This is a genomic window from Bacillus sp. MT94, from assembly GCF_058792475.1.
Genome location: NZ_JBXAEZ010000008.1, coordinates 83,625 through 101,924 on the forward strand (window position 1 = coordinate 83,625; position 18,300 = coordinate 101,924).

At 34.3% G+C, this 18,300-nt stretch carries 16 protein-coding genes and 1 riboswitch; of the genes, 2 read left to right on the plus strand and 14 right to left on the minus strand.

What is annotated here, in order from left to right:
• Nucleotides 1-37: 37 nt before the first annotated feature.
• The gene (locus AC1Q51_RS23945) at nucleotides 38-1,321 is read left to right on the plus strand and encodes an MFS transporter (protein ID WP_000738820.1); all 1,284 of its coding nucleotides are present in this window, start codon (nucleotides 38-40) and stop codon (nucleotides 1,319-1,321) included.
• A gap of 69 nt (nucleotides 1,322-1,390) precedes the next feature.
• On the opposite strand, the gene AC1Q51_RS23950 is transcribed toward AC1Q51_RS23945, so the two are convergent.
• The 7 genes from AC1Q51_RS23950 to AC1Q51_RS23980 form a co-directional block, all read right to left on the minus strand.
• Nucleotides 1,391-1,642 (minus strand): helix-turn-helix transcriptional regulator, encoded by a 252-nt coding sequence (locus tag AC1Q51_RS23950; protein WP_002023181.1) that lies wholly within the window; start codon nucleotides 1,640-1,642, stop codon nucleotides 1,391-1,393.
• Between the two features lie 56 nt (nucleotides 1,643-1,698).
• Complete coding sequence (locus tag AC1Q51_RS23955; RefSeq protein ID WP_000645358.1) at nucleotides 1,699-2,931, minus strand: MFS transporter; 1,233 nt, start codon at nucleotides 2,929-2,931, stop codon at nucleotides 1,699-1,701.
• A 66-nt stretch (nucleotides 2,932-2,997) separates the two neighbouring features.
• Nucleotides 2,998-3,579, minus strand: a complete 582-nt coding sequence (locus AC1Q51_RS23960; RefSeq protein WP_001254447.1) for a TetR/AcrR family transcriptional regulator — start codon at nucleotides 3,577-3,579, stop codon at nucleotides 2,998-3,000.
• An 80-nt stretch (nucleotides 3,580-3,659) separates the two neighbouring features.
• Nucleotides 3,660-3,803, minus strand: a complete 144-nt coding sequence (locus tag AC1Q51_RS23965) for a hypothetical protein (RefSeq protein ID WP_000817981.1) — start codon at nucleotides 3,801-3,803, stop codon at nucleotides 3,660-3,662.
• 126 nt (nucleotides 3,804-3,929) lie between these two features.
• Nucleotides 3,930-4,175 (minus strand): hypothetical protein, encoded by a 246-nt coding sequence (locus tag AC1Q51_RS23970; RefSeq protein ID WP_000394364.1) that lies wholly within the window; start codon nucleotides 4,173-4,175, stop codon nucleotides 3,930-3,932.
• 13 nt (nucleotides 4,176-4,188) lie between these two features.
• Nucleotides 4,189-4,503, minus strand: coding sequence for a thioredoxin family protein (locus tag AC1Q51_RS23975; RefSeq protein WP_071714727.1), 315 nt, complete (start codon nucleotides 4,501-4,503; stop codon nucleotides 4,189-4,191).
• 10 nt (nucleotides 4,504-4,513) lie between these two features.
• Nucleotides 4,514-4,885, minus strand: coding sequence for a DnaJ family domain-containing protein (locus tag AC1Q51_RS23980; protein WP_000382378.1), 372 nt, complete (start codon nucleotides 4,883-4,885; stop codon nucleotides 4,514-4,516).
• Between the two features lie 371 nt (nucleotides 4,886-5,256).
• On the opposite strand from AC1Q51_RS23980, the gene AC1Q51_RS23985 reads away from it, so the two are divergent.
• Nucleotides 5,257-7,281 carry a glycosyl hydrolase family 18 protein gene (locus AC1Q51_RS23985; protein ID WP_071714726.1) on the plus strand — a complete coding sequence of 675 codons (2,025 nt, stop codon included), beginning with the start codon at nucleotides 5,257-5,259 and terminating at the stop codon, nucleotides 7,279-7,281.
• Between the two features lie 446 nt (nucleotides 7,282-7,727).
• Here AC1Q51_RS23985 and AC1Q51_RS23990 read toward each other — a convergent pair whose 3' ends face one another.
• From AC1Q51_RS23990 to AC1Q51_RS24020, 7 genes are all read right to left on the minus strand, one after another.
• A complete protein-coding gene (locus AC1Q51_RS23990) occupies nucleotides 7,728-9,272 on the minus strand; it encodes an ABC-F family ATP-binding cassette domain-containing protein (RefSeq protein ID WP_492331774.1) in 1,545 nt (514 codons plus the stop codon).
• A gap of 395 nt (nucleotides 9,273-9,667) precedes the next feature.
• Nucleotides 9,668-10,417, minus strand: a complete 750-nt coding sequence (locus tag AC1Q51_RS23995) for an ABC transporter ATP-binding protein (RefSeq protein ID WP_000016079.1) — start codon at nucleotides 10,415-10,417, stop codon at nucleotides 9,668-9,670.
• Nucleotides 10,414-11,412: an ABC transporter substrate-binding protein gene (locus AC1Q51_RS24000; RefSeq protein WP_000715573.1), complete on the minus strand. Its 999-nt coding sequence runs from the start codon at nucleotides 11,410-11,412 to the stop codon at nucleotides 10,414-10,416. The genes AC1Q51_RS23995 and AC1Q51_RS24000 overlap by 4 nt, the downstream gene beginning before the upstream one ends.
• Nucleotides 11,409-12,182, minus strand: a complete 774-nt coding sequence (locus tag AC1Q51_RS24005) for an ABC transporter permease (RefSeq protein ID WP_001057164.1) — start codon at nucleotides 12,180-12,182, stop codon at nucleotides 11,409-11,411. The genes AC1Q51_RS24000 and AC1Q51_RS24005 overlap by 4 nt, the downstream gene beginning before the upstream one ends.
• Nucleotides 12,154-12,474: an MTH1187 family thiamine-binding protein gene (locus tag AC1Q51_RS24010; RefSeq protein ID WP_000082906.1), complete on the minus strand. Its 321-nt coding sequence runs from the start codon at nucleotides 12,472-12,474 to the stop codon at nucleotides 12,154-12,156. The genes AC1Q51_RS24005 and AC1Q51_RS24010 overlap by 29 nt, the downstream gene beginning before the upstream one ends.
• Nucleotides 12,475-12,575: 101 nt before the next feature.
• A riboswitch (TPP riboswitch) is annotated at nucleotides 12,576-12,677 on the minus strand.
• Between the two features lie 52 nt (nucleotides 12,678-12,729).
• A complete protein-coding gene (locus tag AC1Q51_RS24015; RefSeq protein WP_098447634.1) occupies nucleotides 12,730-16,311 on the minus strand; it encodes a non-ribosomal peptide synthetase family protein in 3,582 nt (1,193 codons plus the stop codon).
• Nucleotides 16,312-16,448: 137 nt separating this feature from the next.
• Nucleotides 16,449-18,191 carry a methyl-accepting chemotaxis protein gene (locus AC1Q51_RS24020; RefSeq protein ID WP_000761077.1) on the minus strand — a complete coding sequence of 581 codons (1,743 nt, stop codon included), beginning with the start codon at nucleotides 18,189-18,191 and terminating at the stop codon, nucleotides 16,449-16,451.
• Nucleotides 18,192-18,300 lie beyond the last annotated feature (109 nt).

An 18,300-nucleotide genomic window follows, 5' to 3' on the forward strand; every position in this document is an offset into this window, starting at 1 on the left:
ACACTGTTAGGAGAACAAATTTAAGGGGGAACACTATATGAAAAAAATGTCCAGACAAGAAAAAAGCTGGATATTATACGATTGGGCGAACTCGGTATATTCGCTCGTCATTACAACTGCATTATTTCCAATTTACTTTAAAGCAGCTGCAAAAGAAGCCGGGCTATCTGGTGCAACTTCAACAGCATATTGGGGATATGCAAACTCGTTCGCTACACTTTTAATTTCTATACTTGCTCCTATTCTCGGCACAGTTGCTGATTATAAAGGATTTAAAAAACGATTTTTCACATTCTTCTTTGGACTTGGTATCGTATTTACAAGTATGTTAGCAGTCGTTCCAACATCTCAGTGGTACTTATTATTAGGATGCTATATGCTCGCCTTAGTTGGTTTTGCTGGAGCCAACATTTTCTATGATGCATTTTTAGTAGATGTCACTTCTGAAGATAGAATGGATCGAATTTCTACAAGAGGTTTCGCTTTAGGCTATATTGGGAGTACTATTCCTTTTATCGGTTGTATCGCTCTTATTATTCTTGCTCAAAAAGGAACTATCCCTTTATCAGTTGGCATTGCTAGTCAAATTTCATTCGCGATAACTGCTCTTTGGTGGGGGTTATTTACAATTCCAATGCTTAAAAACGTAGAGCAAACACACTATATTGAGCGTCATCCAAGACCTATTAAAATGAGCTTCAAACGTCTTGCTGATACTTTTAAAAATATTAAAGAATATAAAACTGTATTTATGTTTCTAATTGCTTACTTTTTCTATATTGACGGAGTCGATACAATTATTACTATGTCTACAGCTTACGGAACCGACCTCGGTATCAGTGCAACGAATCTATTAATCATATTATTTGTAACACAAATTGTCGCTTGTCCATTTGCGTTACTATACGGAAAACTATCTGAAACATTTACTGGTAAAAAAATGTTATATGTCGGTATCATTATTTATATCATTATTTGCACATATGCTTATTTCTTAAAAACGACACTTGATTTTTGGATTTTAGCAATGTTAGTTGCTACATCTCAAGGTGGTATTCAAGCACTAAGTCGTTCATACTTTGCAAAACTAGTACCAAAAGAATCTGCTAATGAATTCTTCGGATTTTATAATATATTTGGGAAGTTTGCCGCAATTATGGGTCCGGTATTAGTCGGTGTTACAACGCAATTAACAGGAAAAACAAACGCTGGTGTTCTTAGTATTATTGTTCTGTTTATTATCGGAGGATTCTTACTAACTAGAGTTCCAGAAAATAATACATCCGTTACACCACCTAGTCCAAAGACTAAAACGCTCTAAAAAAAGATCCTCTTCTCATAAGAAGAGGATCTTTTTTATTTTTAAAGGTGCGCCTTATAATGAACGACTCTACTGCTTGTACAAAAATAATTTATCAACAGTTGTTCCTAATACTTCAGCTAAGCGGAATGCTAACGCTAAACTTGGATCATATTTATTATTCTCAATTGCATTTATCGTTTGTCTAGAAACCTTACATTTATCAGCTAATGCGCCTTGTGAAATATTATTTTCAGTGCGTAATTCATAGATTTGATTTTTCACACCATTGCTCCTAACCTGTAAAATCGTTTTTACAACATCAGTATATAATTGGCTCATATAGTTGTCAAAAGTTCCTCAAAGAAAAAGGGAGCAATATTGCTCCCTTACAATAGTTATTTTGAAGCTAATGAATTTGTTAGTGCCTCTTTATTAGCGATATCTTCTTTCTTTATTTGCATACGTAGAACTGGCCCTATCGCTAATAAAATAAGTGCCATTGCTATACAAAACACAGTAACTAGCGAAGTTAGTTCCTTTAATCCTCCAGCTAATGAAGTTCCAATTAGCATTGCCCCCATAAACAGTGGTAAAATCGTCCCATTTACTCTTCCAACCATATTTTCTGGTACAAGTTGAATCATAAGCGTACCGACAACAATATTAACACAAGCTAAACAAATACCTGTTCCAAATCTCATGAAACTAGTAATCCAAAATGATGTAGATAGCCCTTCTACTAAAAACGAAATCGCTAATATACCCATACCGAATACAAACATCTTTTTCGGATTCACTTTTGAAGCGAAAACTGCAGCAACAATACCACCAAGTAACATACCTATTCCATCAGCTGCCGCTAAATATTGAACAGCTTCTTTTTCCATGCCTAAACGTTCAATTACAAGGAATACTTCTAATGGATTCGTTAATCCAACAGCTAAACCCATAATTGTAAAAGTAATCGTAATCATACGTAAATTTTTCGTATGAAGAACATACTTCCAACCTTCTTTTATATCATTTTTTAATGAATCTCTCGCCACTTGCTCTTTTTCAACCCATTTTGGTAAAAATGAAAGGGCGATAGCAGATAACAAAAATAAAATGATTAAGCTATATAGTGACGTAAATAAACCAAGTTGTGTATACACAAGCGATCCTACCACTGGCCCAAAAATTAGAAATAATGACTGTAATGTTTGGTTAAATGCAATCGCATTTGCTACCTGTTCTTCTTTTACATAGCGCTTAAATATACGCGAAGATGAGGGCTGAGAAAACTGACCTACAATCGCGGAAATGAGTGTTGCAAAAAATATAGCCTGCCAATAATCCAGCTTTAACAACAGGACAATTCCTATAATAGACAGTACACTCAACACATCTCCAGCGACCATTGTTCTTTTCGGATTCCAACGATCTGCTAATGCACCACCAATGAACGAGAAAATAAAGATAGGTGCATACTCCATGACAGATAATAGAGACACTGAAACTGGATCATTATTTGTCCGCTCCATTATGAAATATAAAAGAGCCATATTTCTGATCCAAATTGCAAATTGTTGTAAAATATCAGATGCCATAACGAGCATAAATGCTCGGTTTTTAAATAAAGCTTTCACTTTCATTCCCCTTCCATAAACCGACCATTCGGTCTAATTTGTTTTGTAAGAAAAGCAACTGACTTATTATTCAGCTGCCATTCCTTTTAACAATACATCTATTGCCTTTTTATAAATACGTTTCAGCTCTTTATAATCTAACTCGTAGTAAAGTACTCCAAGCCCTGATAATAATCCGTTCACAATATACATAAGATCACGAGCATTATCTTCACGGAACTCTCCAGACTGTATACCTGCTTCAATTAATTTCTCAAACATAACATATGATTCTCTAGTTAAAGCTAACAGTTCATCCAGAATCTCTTTACTTACAACTTGGCTCATAGAGAATTCCTCTATTGCATTTGAAATTGGTTGCTGTATGTCCTCTACATGATATTCCGCGAGACCATATAGTTTTTCAGTACTAGTACTATACAACTTCTCTTTTTCATTCCATTTTTCAACCCAATCATACGTATGCTGTTTCACTACAAATAAAAATAATTCTTCTTTACTTTTAAAGTGATAATAAATGCTTCCTTTACTTCGCTCTGTAATTTCACAAATCTCTTCCATAGATGTAGCTGCATAGCCCTTCTGTGAAAATAGACTTTCTGCTTTATATGCAATTTCTTTCTTTATCTCTTCTGCGCTTCTTCTCATATTCACACCTCTTTAAACCGACCGTTCAGTCTAATAATAACAAATCAAAAACCTCTATCGCAAGAGGATATATTCCTTATTTAAGAAAACGTACTTTCAAACCAAGTTCGAATCATATGTATCGTTCCAAATTTAAATGCTAATTTAACAAGAAATACGCCTCCCGCAGCTAATAAAAATAACACTACTTTCCCCTTATTTTTCACTTTCGGTTCCCTTTTCATTTCCATTCCCCTTAGTATATTAAAAATATTAATCAAACGTTTGTTTAACTGTGTTTATGCAATATGTAAGCCAACTAATCAAACGTTTGTTTAAAAAGAAATACGCCTATATAAGGCGCATTTTCATCAATCACCACCGCCACCGCAGCTTCCTCCGCTATCTCCGCCAAAAGACCCTCCACAATCATGTGAGCCACCATCATGCGAGCTATCATTATCAGATCCAGCAAAGAAAAATAATGGTGATGAGCTGTTAGATGAATTATGAATGTTATTTTGTTTTGTAAGATTTACCTTCTTTTTGTTCGATCGAACTGCTGTTACGATTATTCCAACTACAACAAATAATAGTATGACAATAATAAATTCCATATAAAAGCCTCCCTTATTCCTCGAATAATTGAATGGTTCTCTCTAGATTTTCAATTGAAATGAAGCGCGATTCCCGAAGGATCTCTTTTCCATTATAAAATAATAAAATTGTCGGTCCTGTAAATACGGCATATCGCCCCGCAATCTCTTGCATGTCTTGTAGTAATATCTCTATTTTCTCTAAGTAATCATAATTCTCTAATACGCAATTTACTTTTCTTAGCATAACATCACAAACACCACAATTTTCCGTTTTAATAAACAGAAGTACCAATTGTTGTTCTTCGATATAGGTCGCTAATTCTTCTATCGTTTTAAATGTAGTCATCTTATCCCTCTTAGCGTAGTTTACGAAATACTTTGTCTTGATACATACGAAAAGCTGAACTATCTTTAATCTTTCTCTTTTCCATTACCTGCTGAAAACGAAGCGTTTTTACTGTTAACTCTTCTCTTAATTTCTTTCTCTCTTCTTCATCATAACAGCAAGCAATTAGATCCTCTATTTTTAATATATCTTTTTGTAGTTCCATCTCTGGTGGAATCATTCCCGCATTTTTTAAAATTTTATAACTCATTCTAAGTTCTGGAGGTACCATTGAAAGATCTTCTAATTGTAGTGGTTTTCCTTTTCCCGGAAGATAATCAAGATCACCATTCCGTATCGCTTGTCGAATTTTTTCTTCAGCAATGTTCAAAAACACATCCACACTGTTCCCTCCTTTACATATTTTTACTATTATTTTACATGATATTTCCTTATCTTTCTACGTCTTTAATAATTGGCTCCATACAATTTTTTCTCAAATTTATTTATAATGAGCTATTTCCTCCCATACCGACCTTTCGTTTTCATATATAGTTTGTATTCAAGCCTTTTTGTATTGAGAAAGTCTTTTACAACTGAATAAAGCGTTTACACTAAATCTTACATTTGTTACGATTTAATCACCCCCAGCTCCCTTGTATAGACTTCGTGATGTCTGATCATTTTATCTAGACGTTTCATACGTCTAGATTCATTTTGATTTATTGGCGTATGCCTTTAAATATATCTTTTATTTTGAAAGGAGAAATGGCTATGAGGTCTCAAAAATTCACACTGCTATTACTATCTTTACTACTTTTCTTACCTCTTTTTCTCACAAATTTTATTACTCCAAATCTCGCATTAGCAGATTCACCAAAGCAAAGTCAAAAAATTGTTGGGTACTTTCCTTCGTGGGGCGTTTACGGACGTAATTATCAAGTTGCTGACATTGATGCATCAAAACTTACTCACCTTAACTATGCTTTCGCGGATATTTGTTGGAATGGAAAACATGGAAATCCTTCTACCCATCCTGATAATCCAAATAAACAAACGTGGAACTGTAAAGAATCTGGTGTACCATTGCAAAATAAAGAGGTTCCTAATGGTACTCTCGTACTCGGTGAACCATGGGCTGATGTTACCAAATCGTATCCTGGCTCAGGTACAACTTGGGAAGATTGCGATAAATATGCCCGTTGCGGAAATTTCGGAGAACTAAAACGATTAAAAGCTAAATATCCTCACTTAAAAACAATTATTTCCGTTGGTGGCTGGACTTGGTCTAACCGCTTTTCTGATATGGCCGCTGATGAAAAAACAAGAAAAGTATTTGCTGAATCTACAGTAGCTTTTCTTCGCGCATATGGGTTTGATGGCGTAGATTTAGACTGGGAATATCCGGGCGTTGAAACGATTCCTGGTGGTAGTTATCGTCCTGAAGATAAACAAAATTTCACTCTCCTTCTTCAAGACGTCCGAAATGCTTTGAATAAAGCAGGTGCTGAAGATGGCAAACAATATTTACTAACAATCGCGTCAGGTGCAAGCCAACGCTACGCTGATCATACAGAGCTAAAGAAAATTTCTCAAATACTCGATTGGATTAATATTATGACATACGATTTCCACGGTGGATGGGAAGCTACTTCTAATCATAATGCAGCTCTATACAAGGATCCAAATGACCCAGCAGCAAATACGAATTTTTACGTAGATGGTGCTATAAATGTTTATACAAATGAAGGTGTTCCAGTGGATAAACTAGTATTAGGCGTACCTTTTTACGGACGTGGCTGGAAAAGTTGTGGAAAAGAAAATAACGGACAATATCAACCTTGCAAACCAGGTAGTGATGGGAAACTTGCTTCTAAAGGTACTTGGGATGATTATTCTACCGGTGACACAGGTGTGTATGATTACGGTGATTTAGCAGCCAATTACGTTAATAAAAATGGTTTTGTACGCTACTGGAATGACACAGCTAAAGTACCTTACTTATATAATGCGACTACAGGCACATTTATTAGCTACGATGACAATGAATCTATGAAATATAAAACAGACTATATAAAGACGAAGGGTTTAAGTGGAGCAATGTTTTGGGAACTAAGCGGGGATTGCCGTACAAGTCCAAAATATAGTTGTAGTGGTCCAAAATTACTTGATACGCTAGTAAAAGAATTACTTGGTGGACCTATTAGTCAAAAAGATACTGAGCCACCAACAAATGTTAAAAATATTGTAGTTACGAATAAAAATTCAAGCTCAGTTCAATTAAGTTGGACTGCATCCACTGATAACGTAGGCGTTACTGAATACGAAATTACTGCCGGAGAAGAAAAATGGAGTGCAACAACAAATAGCATTACAATTAAAAACTTAAAACCTAATACGGAATACACATTTTCAGTAATTGCCAAAGATGCTGCTGGAAATAAATCACAACCTACCGCTCTTACTGTCAAAACGGATGAAGCTAATACGACACCTCCTGATGGAAATGGCACTGCTACATTTTCAGTCACTTCGAATTGGGGCAGCGGTTATAACTTCTCGATTATAATCAAAAATAATGGAACGACTCCTATTAAAAATTGGAAATTAGAATTTGATTATAGCGGCAATTTAACACAAGTTTGGGATTCTAAAATTAGTAGTAAAACAAATAATCATTATGTAATTACGAACGCAGGATGGAATGGCGAAATTCCTCCTGGTGGATCTATTACAATTGGTGGTGCAGGAACGGGTAATCCTGCCGAACTTTTAAATGCCGTCATTAGCGAAAACTAGACGTAATATCCATTAATTATTTCACTAAAGTTTGAATTTAGGTTCGAGCAAGACTTCCTAAATTCAAACTTTTAATTTTATGAAAAATCAAAAATATCACAATAACCTATTATAATTATATTTAGTTTCTAATATGAAGTTTATATGAAGTTCATTTGAATTTTACATGAATTTCCTTTAATTTCTATTGTCTTCCTATAATATCCACATTATCCTTTACATATAGGAATTATTTTCATTCCGTTTTGAACTATCTATATATATAAAGAAAGATAGTCACCTGTTAGGGAAAGGCTTTCGTATTATTATAAATATAACAAAAGAAAAAGCACGCTTATAAGCGCACCATAAGAGTGCTTCTTCATACAATTCTCATGTAAGAGTTCTCGAAAATCATGTTAATCACAAAGAAAAGGCATTAGCTCATAAAAGCTAATGCCTTTTCTTTATTCATATTGTTCAGCATTCCAATCTTCTATATTCCATACTTTTGTTATCCACGATTCATAGAAAGAAGGTTCATGTGAGACAATTAAAATCGTTCCTTTGTATTGTTGTAACGCTTCCTGTAAAGCCATCTTAGTTTCTACATCCAAATGATTAGTCGGTTCGTCTAAAATTAAAACATTGCTTTTCGTTACGATAAGTTCACATAAACGCACTTTCGTTTGCTCTCCACCGCTTAATAAACGAATAGGTTTTAATACGTGTTCTTCTTTTAATCCACACTTCGCTAATGCTTGGCGCGCTTCTTTCTTTGTCATATCTGGTCGTTGTGCCCAAACTTTCTCTAACGGTGTTATTTCTGAAGCAAACTCTTCCTGTGCAAAATAAGCAGGATTTACTCGGTCCCCAACAAAAATCGAACCGCTTAGCGGCTTTATTTGACCTAATAACGTTTTTAATATTGTCGTTTTTCCAATACCATTCTGACCAACAATAGCTATCTTTTCTCCTTTTTTCACTTGTAAATTCAAGTCTGGAAATAACGGCTCACTATAACCCACTCTTAGTTTCTCAGCCTGTAATATACGACTTACTGGTTCATTATAAACAGTAAAAGCAAAACAGGACTGAGGTACATTATTTACCTTTTCAACCCTTCGCATTTTCTCCAATACTTTCTCTCGACTTTTTGCCTGTTTTGCTTTTCGAATTTTATTTTTTTGAATAAATGTTTCTAACTGAGCAATTTCTTTTTGTTGTTTCACATACGCCGATTGTAATTGTTTCCTTTGCACTTGATAACTTTGTAAAAACTTTTCATAATCCCCTACATATCGCTTAACTTTTCGTTCTTCTAGATGGTAAATGACATTCGTAATATTGTTCAAAAACACTTCGTCATGCGAAATGATAATATAAGCTTTTTCATACAACTTCAAGTACGATTGTAACCATTCTATATGTGCTGTATCTAAATAGTTCGTTGGTTCATCTAGCAATAAAACATCAGCTTTTTCTAGAAGAAGCTTTCCTAGTAATAACTTTGTCCGCTGTCCTCCACTTAACTTTGAAACATCCTTTTCCAATCCTATTTCAAACAGCCCTAAACCAATTGCTACTTCTTCAATTTCTGTATGAATTTGATAGAAATTAGAGTTTTCCAATATAGTTTGTAACTCTCCATACCTTACTAACAATTTTTCTACTTCTACTGCCTCAGTCATCTCTTTTGAAATTTTTAACATTTCGTATTCAATTGCATACAAGTTAGAAAATGCACTTTGCAAGTATCCTTCAATTGTTATCCCTTCTGGTAAATCTATATGCTGCTGCAAAAATCCAACCTTCACATGTGGAAACCATTCAATGTTCCCATCATCATGTATAAGTTCTCCTGTTAAAATTCTTAGCAGTGTTGATTTTCCAATCCCATTTTTCCCTACTAACCCAACATGCTCCCCCTTTAATAATCGAAAGCACGCATTATATAAGATGGTTTTCTCACCATACGAATGACTTAAATTTTCTACTGTTAATATACTCATTTTTTTCTCTCCTTTACTTATCGTCCATAAGCTAAATAGAGAGACCAACAGTATGAAGCCTTATTTAATTATGCATATAAAAATGGGTAAGGTGAATACACCTTACCCATTACATATTATCGTAAAAAAGGATTAAGGTTCTTTACCTGCTGTCTTCAATTTAGCTTAATCTTAAAAAATGGGCAGACTTCTCCCATATCAAGCTAAAACCATTTGAAGAACAGTTGATAAAGTCATTTTATCCTTTCACTCCTTTAACATTTGTTATATTAAGAGTATAAACTACTCTGTTATATTCTATTCTCTATTTTCCCTTTTGTTCCTTCTCCATCTTTTCATATTCTAAAAAAAGCCTCTTAACAGTAATTATACTAAAAACTGTTAAAAGGCTTTTTCTATTTTTTCATATAAGGAGCTAACACACTTAAAATCTCTTCTTTATCCTTTTTTAATTCGAGTGATGTTAACATATCCATCGTTCTCGGTCTAGGTAATTTCACTTGTACCTCGCCAACAATTGACGCTGGTCTTTGAGATAAAATAAATACGCGATCTGAAAGCAAGATTGCCTCATCTAAGTCATGTGTCACCATAACGATTGTTTGCTTCTCTTGATGCCAAGAGTTTAAAAGCCAGCTATGTACTTCCATTTTTGTAAATGCATCTAACTTTCCAAAAGGCTCATCAAGCAGCATAATTGGCTTTTCACATAAATATGTGCGCAGAAAACTAATTCTTTGACGCATACCACCAGACAATTCATCTGGATAATGGTCTGCATATTCATCTAGTTCGAACTGCTTTAATGCTTCCATTCCTTCTGTCAGCCTTTGTTTTTTCGGCTTTCCTTCAATTTCTAACGGAAGAACGATATTTTGCAAAGCTGATCGCCACGGTAGTAATAAATCTTGTTGTGGCATATAACTAACAACATCTTGCTCTTGTACTTGCTTATCTTTATACATTACGTTCCCGCTTGTTGGTTTTTCAACATTTGCAATCATGTTTAATAATGTGCTTTTCCCGCAACCACTCGGTCCTACAAAAGAAACAAACTCTCCCTCTTGTATAGAGGCACTAATATTCTCTAATACATTCTTTCCGTCGAAAGATTTCACTATATTTTTTATTTGTAATCCGCTCATTTTTCACTTGGAAGGAATTCATTTGTAAAAGCATCTTTTACATCGATTTTCTTTTTAATAACTTTGTTGTCATATAAGAAATTCATGTAATTCGTCCAAATTTCTTCCTTCTGTACTCCCCATGCTTTCGCATCATCTTGATACTTCGTACTTAACCATTTCTGGCTTTCTTGAACTAAATCTTTATTTACATCTGGAACAGCTTTAATTAGAATATCAGCAGCTTCTTTCGGTTCCTTAATTGCAAAATTATAACCTTCTGTTGTTGCACTCATAAACTTTTTCACAAAGTCTTTATCTTGCTTCGTATGTTTTTCACTCGTAATAATAACAGGACTATAGAAATCAAGCGCTGGATCTAAGTCTTTCACCATAATCGTATTTAACTCTTTTCCTTGGCGCTTCGCTTCAATACCATCCCAACCGTAATAAATCCATTCGAAATCTGCATCACGGCCGATTGATTTAAAGAAATCTGTTTGTCCTAAGATGATTTTTTCAACTTTATTAAAATCAGCTTGATGCTTATCCATAATCGTCTTTAATGTCGCTTCTTCCGCTGGTCCTCCCCAGCCGCCATAACGTTTACCTTCAAAATCTTTCGGTGACGTCATATTATCTTTCTTAAGCGATGCAAACGCTGAAGTGTTATGCTGAATAATCGCTCCTACAGATACAACAGGAATTCCTTCCACACGAGCTAATGTTACATTTTCTTGTGCGCTTATTGCGAAGTCTGCTTTTCCTGATGCTATCATTTGCTCTGCTGTTACATTGTCACCTGGTTGAATAATTTCTACATCTAATCCTTGCTTTTTGTAATAATCTTTCGTTTGCGCTACATACAAGCCAGTATGATTCGTATTTGGAAACCAATCTAATACTACTTTTACTTTTTGATCTTTACTTGCACTTTCTTCTTTCTTCGCCGGATTACATCCAGCCACACCTACCGCTACTAAGGCAGCTAACATAACTTTCAAACCTTTTTTCATTTTCTGCCGTCCTTTCTATATATCCATGGTGCTGTTATTCTTGCCATAAACTCTACGATAAAATACAGGCATAATGTCACTATAACGATGATTGCTGCAACACCAAATACTCGGGCAGTCAAAAAGGATTTTGTAGCCCTCGTAAGCATAACGCCTAATCCTTCACTTGCACCGAGCCATTCTCCGATAATTGCCCCCATTACGCTATATGTAACTGCAATTTTTAAACCGGAGAAAAAGTATGGAAGCACTGCTGGAAATTTTACTTTCTGGTAAACTTGCCATTTTGTCGCCTTCATTGTTTGTAAAAGCTTCAACATGTTTTTATCTACTGTTTGAAAACCTTCTAAAATACTAAGCGCAATTGGGAAGAAACAAACGAGTATTACGACCATTACTTTCGGCAACATCCCATATCCAAACCAAATAATAAATAGCGGTGCAAGTACAACAATTGGAATTGTTTGCGAAATAACGAGCAATGGATTTATTAAAATACGAAATAACGGTATAACGTCCATAATAATTGCGATGCTCGTCCCCAATAAAATTGCAAAGAATAGTCCAATTATAACTTCCTGCAGTGTTTGCATCGTATTTGGTAATAGTAAATCTTTCATCCCAATTAATTCTTGAACAATGGCAGAAGGCTTTGGTAAAATCCACGGTTCGATTTTAAATAATGAAACAGATCCTTCCCATATCGCAATGAGAAGGATAAGCCAAATAGTTGTAATAAGTTTAGATTGCTTCTGGTTTTGCATATTCATCACGGTACTTCCAAACCTTTTCATCTATCGTTACACCAGTGCTTGGACGATAATGGATTTTAATAGAAGTAATCACTTCTTCTGCTCCAGCATCGACGCAAGCTTGTTGCGCACGTTTAACGACATCAAGAAGTACATCTAATTCTCCTTCCAAAGTTGTTTCCATTGCCCCTACTTCATAACGAACTCCCGATTGTTGCACAACTTCAATTGCTTTATCGACAACAGAATATACATCTTTCGTTTTCGCTTGTGGTACTACTGAAAATGACATTGTAACTTGTTGTGACATAATAAAATCCCCCTTATAAAATTAGATTTCAAAAATAAGAAAAGGCTTTCCTACTGCGTAGGAAAGCCTTGTATGCAAGTTATTATAGAATAACATATGCTACATCACTTTAAGTAACTCCCTACGCTGGCATTATCCAGATCAGGTTGAGGGTCGATGTTTACTTACATCCTCTCAGCCAATTGGCTCCCCGGTCCTTAATTCGTTTTCATTGTAGCATGATTTATTTTATTGAACAAACAAAAGCATGCATAATCATTTCATTATTTTTGGAAAATATCCAACTTTTTCACCATGAGCTAATAACTGCTGTATAAATTCTTTATTGATTGCTGGTACTATCAATTCTTTTTTCTTAATCCATTCATTCGTTCTACGCGTACCCATTACAATTTCAGATTGCTGCGCTCCATCTCCTGCAACTTGAGAAGCAATTAACTCTGCTATTACTTCATTTTCCTTCGCTAATTCAAGTCCGGTATTTACATATTCTGAAAGTGGAACCATTTCAAGATTGTATCCACACTCTCCAATTAACTGTATAAATTGTTCAAACTCAATTTGATGTGGATGACAAATATGTAACGTCTCTCCTACAATTTGCGAATCTTTTAAATACGATACAATTGATTTACTAGCAAAATCAATTGGTGTGAAATCAACTTTCCACTTCACATTTGGTGCTTTCCCAATTAATAGCATTGTTTTAATAAGACGATAAAATGCGTTTCCTTCAATATTTTGTTGGAACGAACCTGTTTCTGAATGACATGCTAAATTACCTGCACGATAAATATTTCCGCGCAAACCATTTTTCATTGCTTCACGAACAATGTTTTCCGCTTGTAGTTTACTATTTGAATATACATTCTCTAAGTCTACACTGTAATTAAAATCACCAGTTTTCATGTATGTATCCCATTGATCTACCGCTAATTCTAACGGGATACCAATTGTAGAAATAAAATGGAATGTAGCACCTTTCTCCGCTAATGCTAGCATACGGCTAGTTCCTTGGACATTTATATTTTCAAATTGTTTTACATCTCCAAAATGTCTTACATCTGCACCGCAATGAATTATCGTATCCATCTTAGAACTGATGAACATAAATTCTTCTTCGCTCATCCCAAGATACTCTTCCCCCAGATCACCAGCTACGGCCTGTATACGCTGTAACCATTCTTCACATATATCACTAAAGTAGCCTGTTAATGTATCTATAATTCTTTGTTGCACATCTTTGGTTGGTCTTACTAAACAATAAATAGTAGCAGATGTATCTCTCAACAATTCATATAATATGTGTGATCCTAAATAACCAGTAGCTCCTGTTAAAAAGACATTTGAAATCTGGGTTTCTTCCAAAACGTTTGCATACGTAATATTATCTGGTTCGTGAATCAGTTTATATTCACGAAATACTTCTTCTTTCTCTACTTTTACTTCTCGCTCAATTCGAGCTAATCCATATATCGTTCTTTCTTTAAAGAAATCTTGAATTGTTAAATGTGAAAAATCTTCTTTTAACAATGTTAAGACTCGTAATACTTTTAATGAATGTCCACCAATTGTAAAGAAATCATCATGCACTCCAACTTTTGAAATTCCTAATACTTCCGCCCAAGCGCGCGCTATTTGTTTCTCTGCTTTATTAGAAGGTGCAACATATTCTTGTAGACGAACCGGTTCATACTTTTCTTCTAACTGAGCTAACTTCTTAACATCAATCTTTTTATTAGGTGTAAGTGGTAATTCATTAATATAAATTAGTTTAGATGGCACCATATAATCTGGTAATTGCTCTTGTAACTGATAAACTAATTCTGGTATTTCTTTTTTATTTAAAGTTGTATAGAACGCGATTAAATATTGGCTACCTTCCTTACTCTTCTTAGCAAAAACAGCATTTTCTTTTATATTATGATTTTGAGAAATTTTACTTTGGATTTCTCCTAGTTCAATACGATGTCCTCTAATCTTTACTTGATCATCTTTCCGATGTAAAAATTCTATATTTCCATCCTCTAACAACTTAACAATATCACCTGTTTTGTATATATTAACTATAGGATTAAAAGGGTTCTGAATAAAAGCTTCAATTGTTTTATTAGGCTTATTAAAATACCCTTTTGCTAATCCTACTGAATCTATATATAATTCACCAGGTACACCAATTGGACAAAGATTCATATTCTCATCCAAAATCATAACTTGATAATTAGCACATGGTTTACCAATGGGAATACTCGCAACATCCTCATTTAACTGACTAGGTATTTTATAGGTTGTCGTCACTACAGTACATTCTGTCGGTCCGTATACATTATGAATTTCAACATTTGTACCTATCCTTTCTCTCCACAATTTAATAACCTCTACAGGCAACATTTCACCGCCAATCGCAATTCTTTTTAGGGAAGCTAGCTTATATATATCTTCTTCTGCTAAATAAGTTGCTACTTGTCGAACAAAAATTGTTGCTAATGCCAAGATCGAAGTTGCTTTCACTTTATAGATTGCATTTGCAAATGCTTCTACAGACAATCGCTCTTCCTCTAATAATACATACAAGTTTCCTCCGCAGAATAAAGAAGCAAATGACTCCCATACAGAAGCATCGAAACTAAAAGAAGGAAATTGGGCAAATACATCCTCTTCTGTCAATTCATATTGCTTTTGCATCCAAGTGTACAGATTAACAACCCCTCTATGTGCTAACATCGTTCCCTTTGGATTCCCTGTTGAACCAGACGTATAAATCATATAAGCTACATCATCACAATGAATAGACAACTTTACATCTATATCTTCACAAGTTTCACTATCATACATTGAAACTGTTTGAACTCCATCACATGTTATAGGCGTCTCTTTCATCAATATAACTTTCGCTTGGCTATCTTGAATAATGTACTGTATTCTACTTTCCGGATAATCTGGATCAATCGGAACATACGCTGCACCAGCTTTTAATATAGCTACCATACTTACTACTGTGTCTATGCTACGTTTCATAAATATTCCAACATAGTCTCCTAATTGGACGCCATTTTTAATTAACATATGAGCTATTTGATTACTTTTTTTATTTAGCTCCTCATAAGTTAAAGTACCTTCCCTTGAAGATAAAGCTATACGATTTGGAAATTGAGTAACAGTATTATAGAACATATCGACGATACTTTTCTCAGGATATACTGCTGTCGTATCATTCACTTGACTATAAAGTGCCATCTCGGCCTCTGTAATAATATTAAAATTCTTTATATAATTATTCTTATTTCGTGATGTACCAATTAAAACACCTTGTATTTGTTGTGCATAACGAGTAATCGTTGTTTCCTTCCAATTAACACTATTAAATATTATTTCTACACTTTGCATATTTTTACTAAATACAAATTGTAATGTATTCGTGTCTTGTAGCTCATAATATGTTTTACCAATAATAATAGGTGACATTTCATATAATGTATTACCGTTTTGAAACTCTTCTATTTCTTCCTCATTCATTTCTTTAATTTGTTCCAGTTGCTCTTCAATCTGTAAATTCAAACTTTCATAGGAGAGAAAATTAGAAACTTCAATAGTAATCGGAAATAAACTTCCTCTTACATGATAAAGCACGACAATATGTTTTTCTTTAGAAATATGATATAACCACGTTGCAGTCGCTCCTATTAAATCTACAATATGAGTCAAATTTGGAAATAGTTCAGTTTTCCTTTTTATCCTAAGTTCCGTTCCTTGCACATCTTTAGGTATTTTAATACTTCCTTCTACTTTCCCTAAAAATTCTTTTACCATCTCATTATAAGAAATTGCTAATTTCATATTTATGTAAATTCCTCTCTTAAATATAATAAAGGTGTGAAAATTCACACCTTTTTCATCCCTTATTAACGGGCAGATTCGTTCAATTCATAATCAGTAGCGGAGATATCCCCTTTGATTAGAATTGAACTTTCTCCTTATTCGCTTTTAAACTCACCAATAAGCTCTTGTAATTCCTGAGAAAGCCAACTTAAAGAAGTCGCTAATTCTGCAATATCTTGTACTGATATTTCTTGCTCTTTCATGCTTTCTTCAACATTACTACTGCTGTTGGCATAAGTGTTTGCAATATGTGATAATTCATTTACGACTTGAACGATATTCTGGCTATTTTGTAAAATGTCACTCGAATTACCCGAAACAGCTTTTACTTGATCTGTAACAGATTGCGCTGATTTGGAGATTTTTTCAAAGAAATTTCCACTACTTTGAACAAGTGAAATTCCAGTTTCTACTTCTTTTGAACCTTTTTGCATTGAAACTACAGCATCTTCTGTCTCAGCTTGTGTTTCACCAATTAATTTCGCTATATCTTTAGCAGACGCTTCCGTTTGTTCTGCTAATTTTCGTACTTCATCAGCAACAACTGCAAACCCTCTCCCCGCTGCTCCAGCACGTGAAGCCTCAATAGAAGCATTTAAAGCTAATAAATTTGTTTGATTTGAAATACCTGTAATTACAGTTACGATATCACTAATTTCTTTTGACCTTGTTTCTAACGAATAAATGATGGAAGATAAATCTTGTACTGCATTTTGAATTAAACTCATTTGATTAATAATTTGTCCAATCACTTCATTACCTTCAATTGAATGTTGCTCCATACCTTCAGAAGCAACCGCAACTTGTTTCGCAGCCCCAGTTATCTCTTCTACCTTATCTTCCATTCCATGTACAATTCCTAAACATTGTTGTACTGAAGTTTTTTGAGACTGTGCCCCTACTCTTAAACCTTCAATAGAACTTGCAATCTCTTGAACTGCCATGCTGTTTTCCTCTGTACTCGCCGACAATTCTTGTGAAGAAGAAGAAACTTGCTCAGCAGTTTGCCTTACTTTATCTATAATCCCTTTAAATTTTTCAATCGTGTTATTGAAATAAACATTAATAATTCCAATGTCATCTGGTCTTTCTTTTAATTTAATACTTAAGTCACCTTCACCAATTTTACGTAACCCTTCTCGTAAATCTTTTAATGGAGCTAACGAGTGACGCACGATAAAGAATTGAGTAATAGTCGCAATTGCTAATGAAATAATGATAAAGAGTAAGCCCTGTATCATAAACTTCTCTTTTGTAATAGGAACAATGGAAGCATCTAAGTCAGCCGCAATAATTGCAACAATATTATTTTCTCCATCTGTAATTGGTTCTAATATTGTCACCCACGAACCTATTTCATCTTCATATACTTCTGTCATTTGGGCCTTTTTCGTATCAATGACTTTATCGTATGCCTTCATCCAATGAGCGGGTTGTTCATAATAATCTCCCGGCTTTATAGGGAACGCTTTTGTTAACTCTGTAGTCAAACCAACGAGTTGTAATTCTCGCTTTTCATTCGGCTTTGCTCCTGTAACATACGTTTGTCCAACACTTTTCAATTCTTTTGACACTTCATCTAATTTCTCTGTTAACTTTTCTTTTTTCACTTTTTCGGCTGTAGGATCTTTCGCCATGTCTCTAACTAATTCTACATCCAATTTTTTCAATACTATTTCTCCTGTTTCAATAGACTGCCTTTCAAATAAAGACATCATACTATTTTGAAACATGTTGAAACTTAGTGCACCCATACTTCCAACAAGTGTCAAAATAACTAATACGGTTAATAAGACGTTCTTTTGAAGGAACGATAACTTATGCCAATATTTTTTCATTAATATCCACCTTCCTTAATTAACATAAACAAAAAAACAAAATATATGAATATTTTGTTTGAAAATGTTTCTCAATATGTTCGAGAATAAAAAAAAGCCAATGTAAAAG

Coding starts and splice junctions, on each gene's coding strand:
- AC1Q51_RS23945 (WP_000738820.1), top strand. CDS start 38: ATGAAAAAAATGTCCAGACAAGAAAAAAGCTGGATATTATACGATTGG.
- AC1Q51_RS23950 (WP_002023181.1), bottom strand. CDS start 1,642: ATGAGCCAATTATATACTGATGTTGTAAAAACGATTTTACAGGTTAGG.
- AC1Q51_RS23960 (WP_001254447.1), bottom strand. CDS start 3,579: ATGAGAAGAAGCGCAGAAGAGATAAAGAAAGAAATTGCATATAAAGCA.
- AC1Q51_RS23965 (WP_000817981.1), bottom strand. CDS start 3,803: ATGAAAAGGGAACCGAAAGTGAAAAATAAGGGGAAAGTAGTGTTATTT.
- AC1Q51_RS23970 (WP_000394364.1), bottom strand. CDS start 4,175: ATGGAATTTATTATTGTCATACTATTATTTGTTGTAGTTGGAATAATC.
- AC1Q51_RS23975 (WP_071714727.1), bottom strand. CDS start 4,503: ATGACTACATTTAAAACGATAGAAGAATTAGCGACCTATATCGAAGAA.
- AC1Q51_RS23985 (WP_071714726.1), top strand. CDS start 5,257: ATGAGGTCTCAAAAATTCACACTGCTATTACTATCTTTACTACTTTTC.
- AC1Q51_RS23990 (WP_492331774.1), bottom strand. CDS start 9,272: ATGAGTATATTAACAGTAGAAAATTTAAGTCATTCGTATGGTGAGAAA.
- AC1Q51_RS23995 (WP_000016079.1), bottom strand. CDS start 10,417: ATGAGCGGATTACAAATAAAAAATATAGTGAAATCTTTCGACGGAAAG.
- AC1Q51_RS24000 (WP_000715573.1), bottom strand. CDS start 11,412: ATGAAAAAAGGTTTGAAAGTTATGTTAGCTGCCTTAGTAGCGGTAGGT.
- AC1Q51_RS24005 (WP_001057164.1), bottom strand. CDS start 12,182: ATGAATATGCAAAACCAGAAGCAATCTAAACTTATTACAACTATTTGG.
- AC1Q51_RS24010 (WP_000082906.1), bottom strand. CDS start 12,474: ATGTCACAACAAGTTACAATGTCATTTTCAGTAGTACCACAAGCGAAA.
- AC1Q51_RS24015 (WP_098447634.1), bottom strand. CDS start 16,311: ATGAAATTAGCAATTTCTTATAATGAGATGGTAAAAGAATTTTTAGGG.
- AC1Q51_RS24020 (WP_000761077.1), bottom strand. CDS start 18,191: ATGAAAAAATATTGGCATAAGTTATCGTTCCTTCAAAAGAACGTCTTA.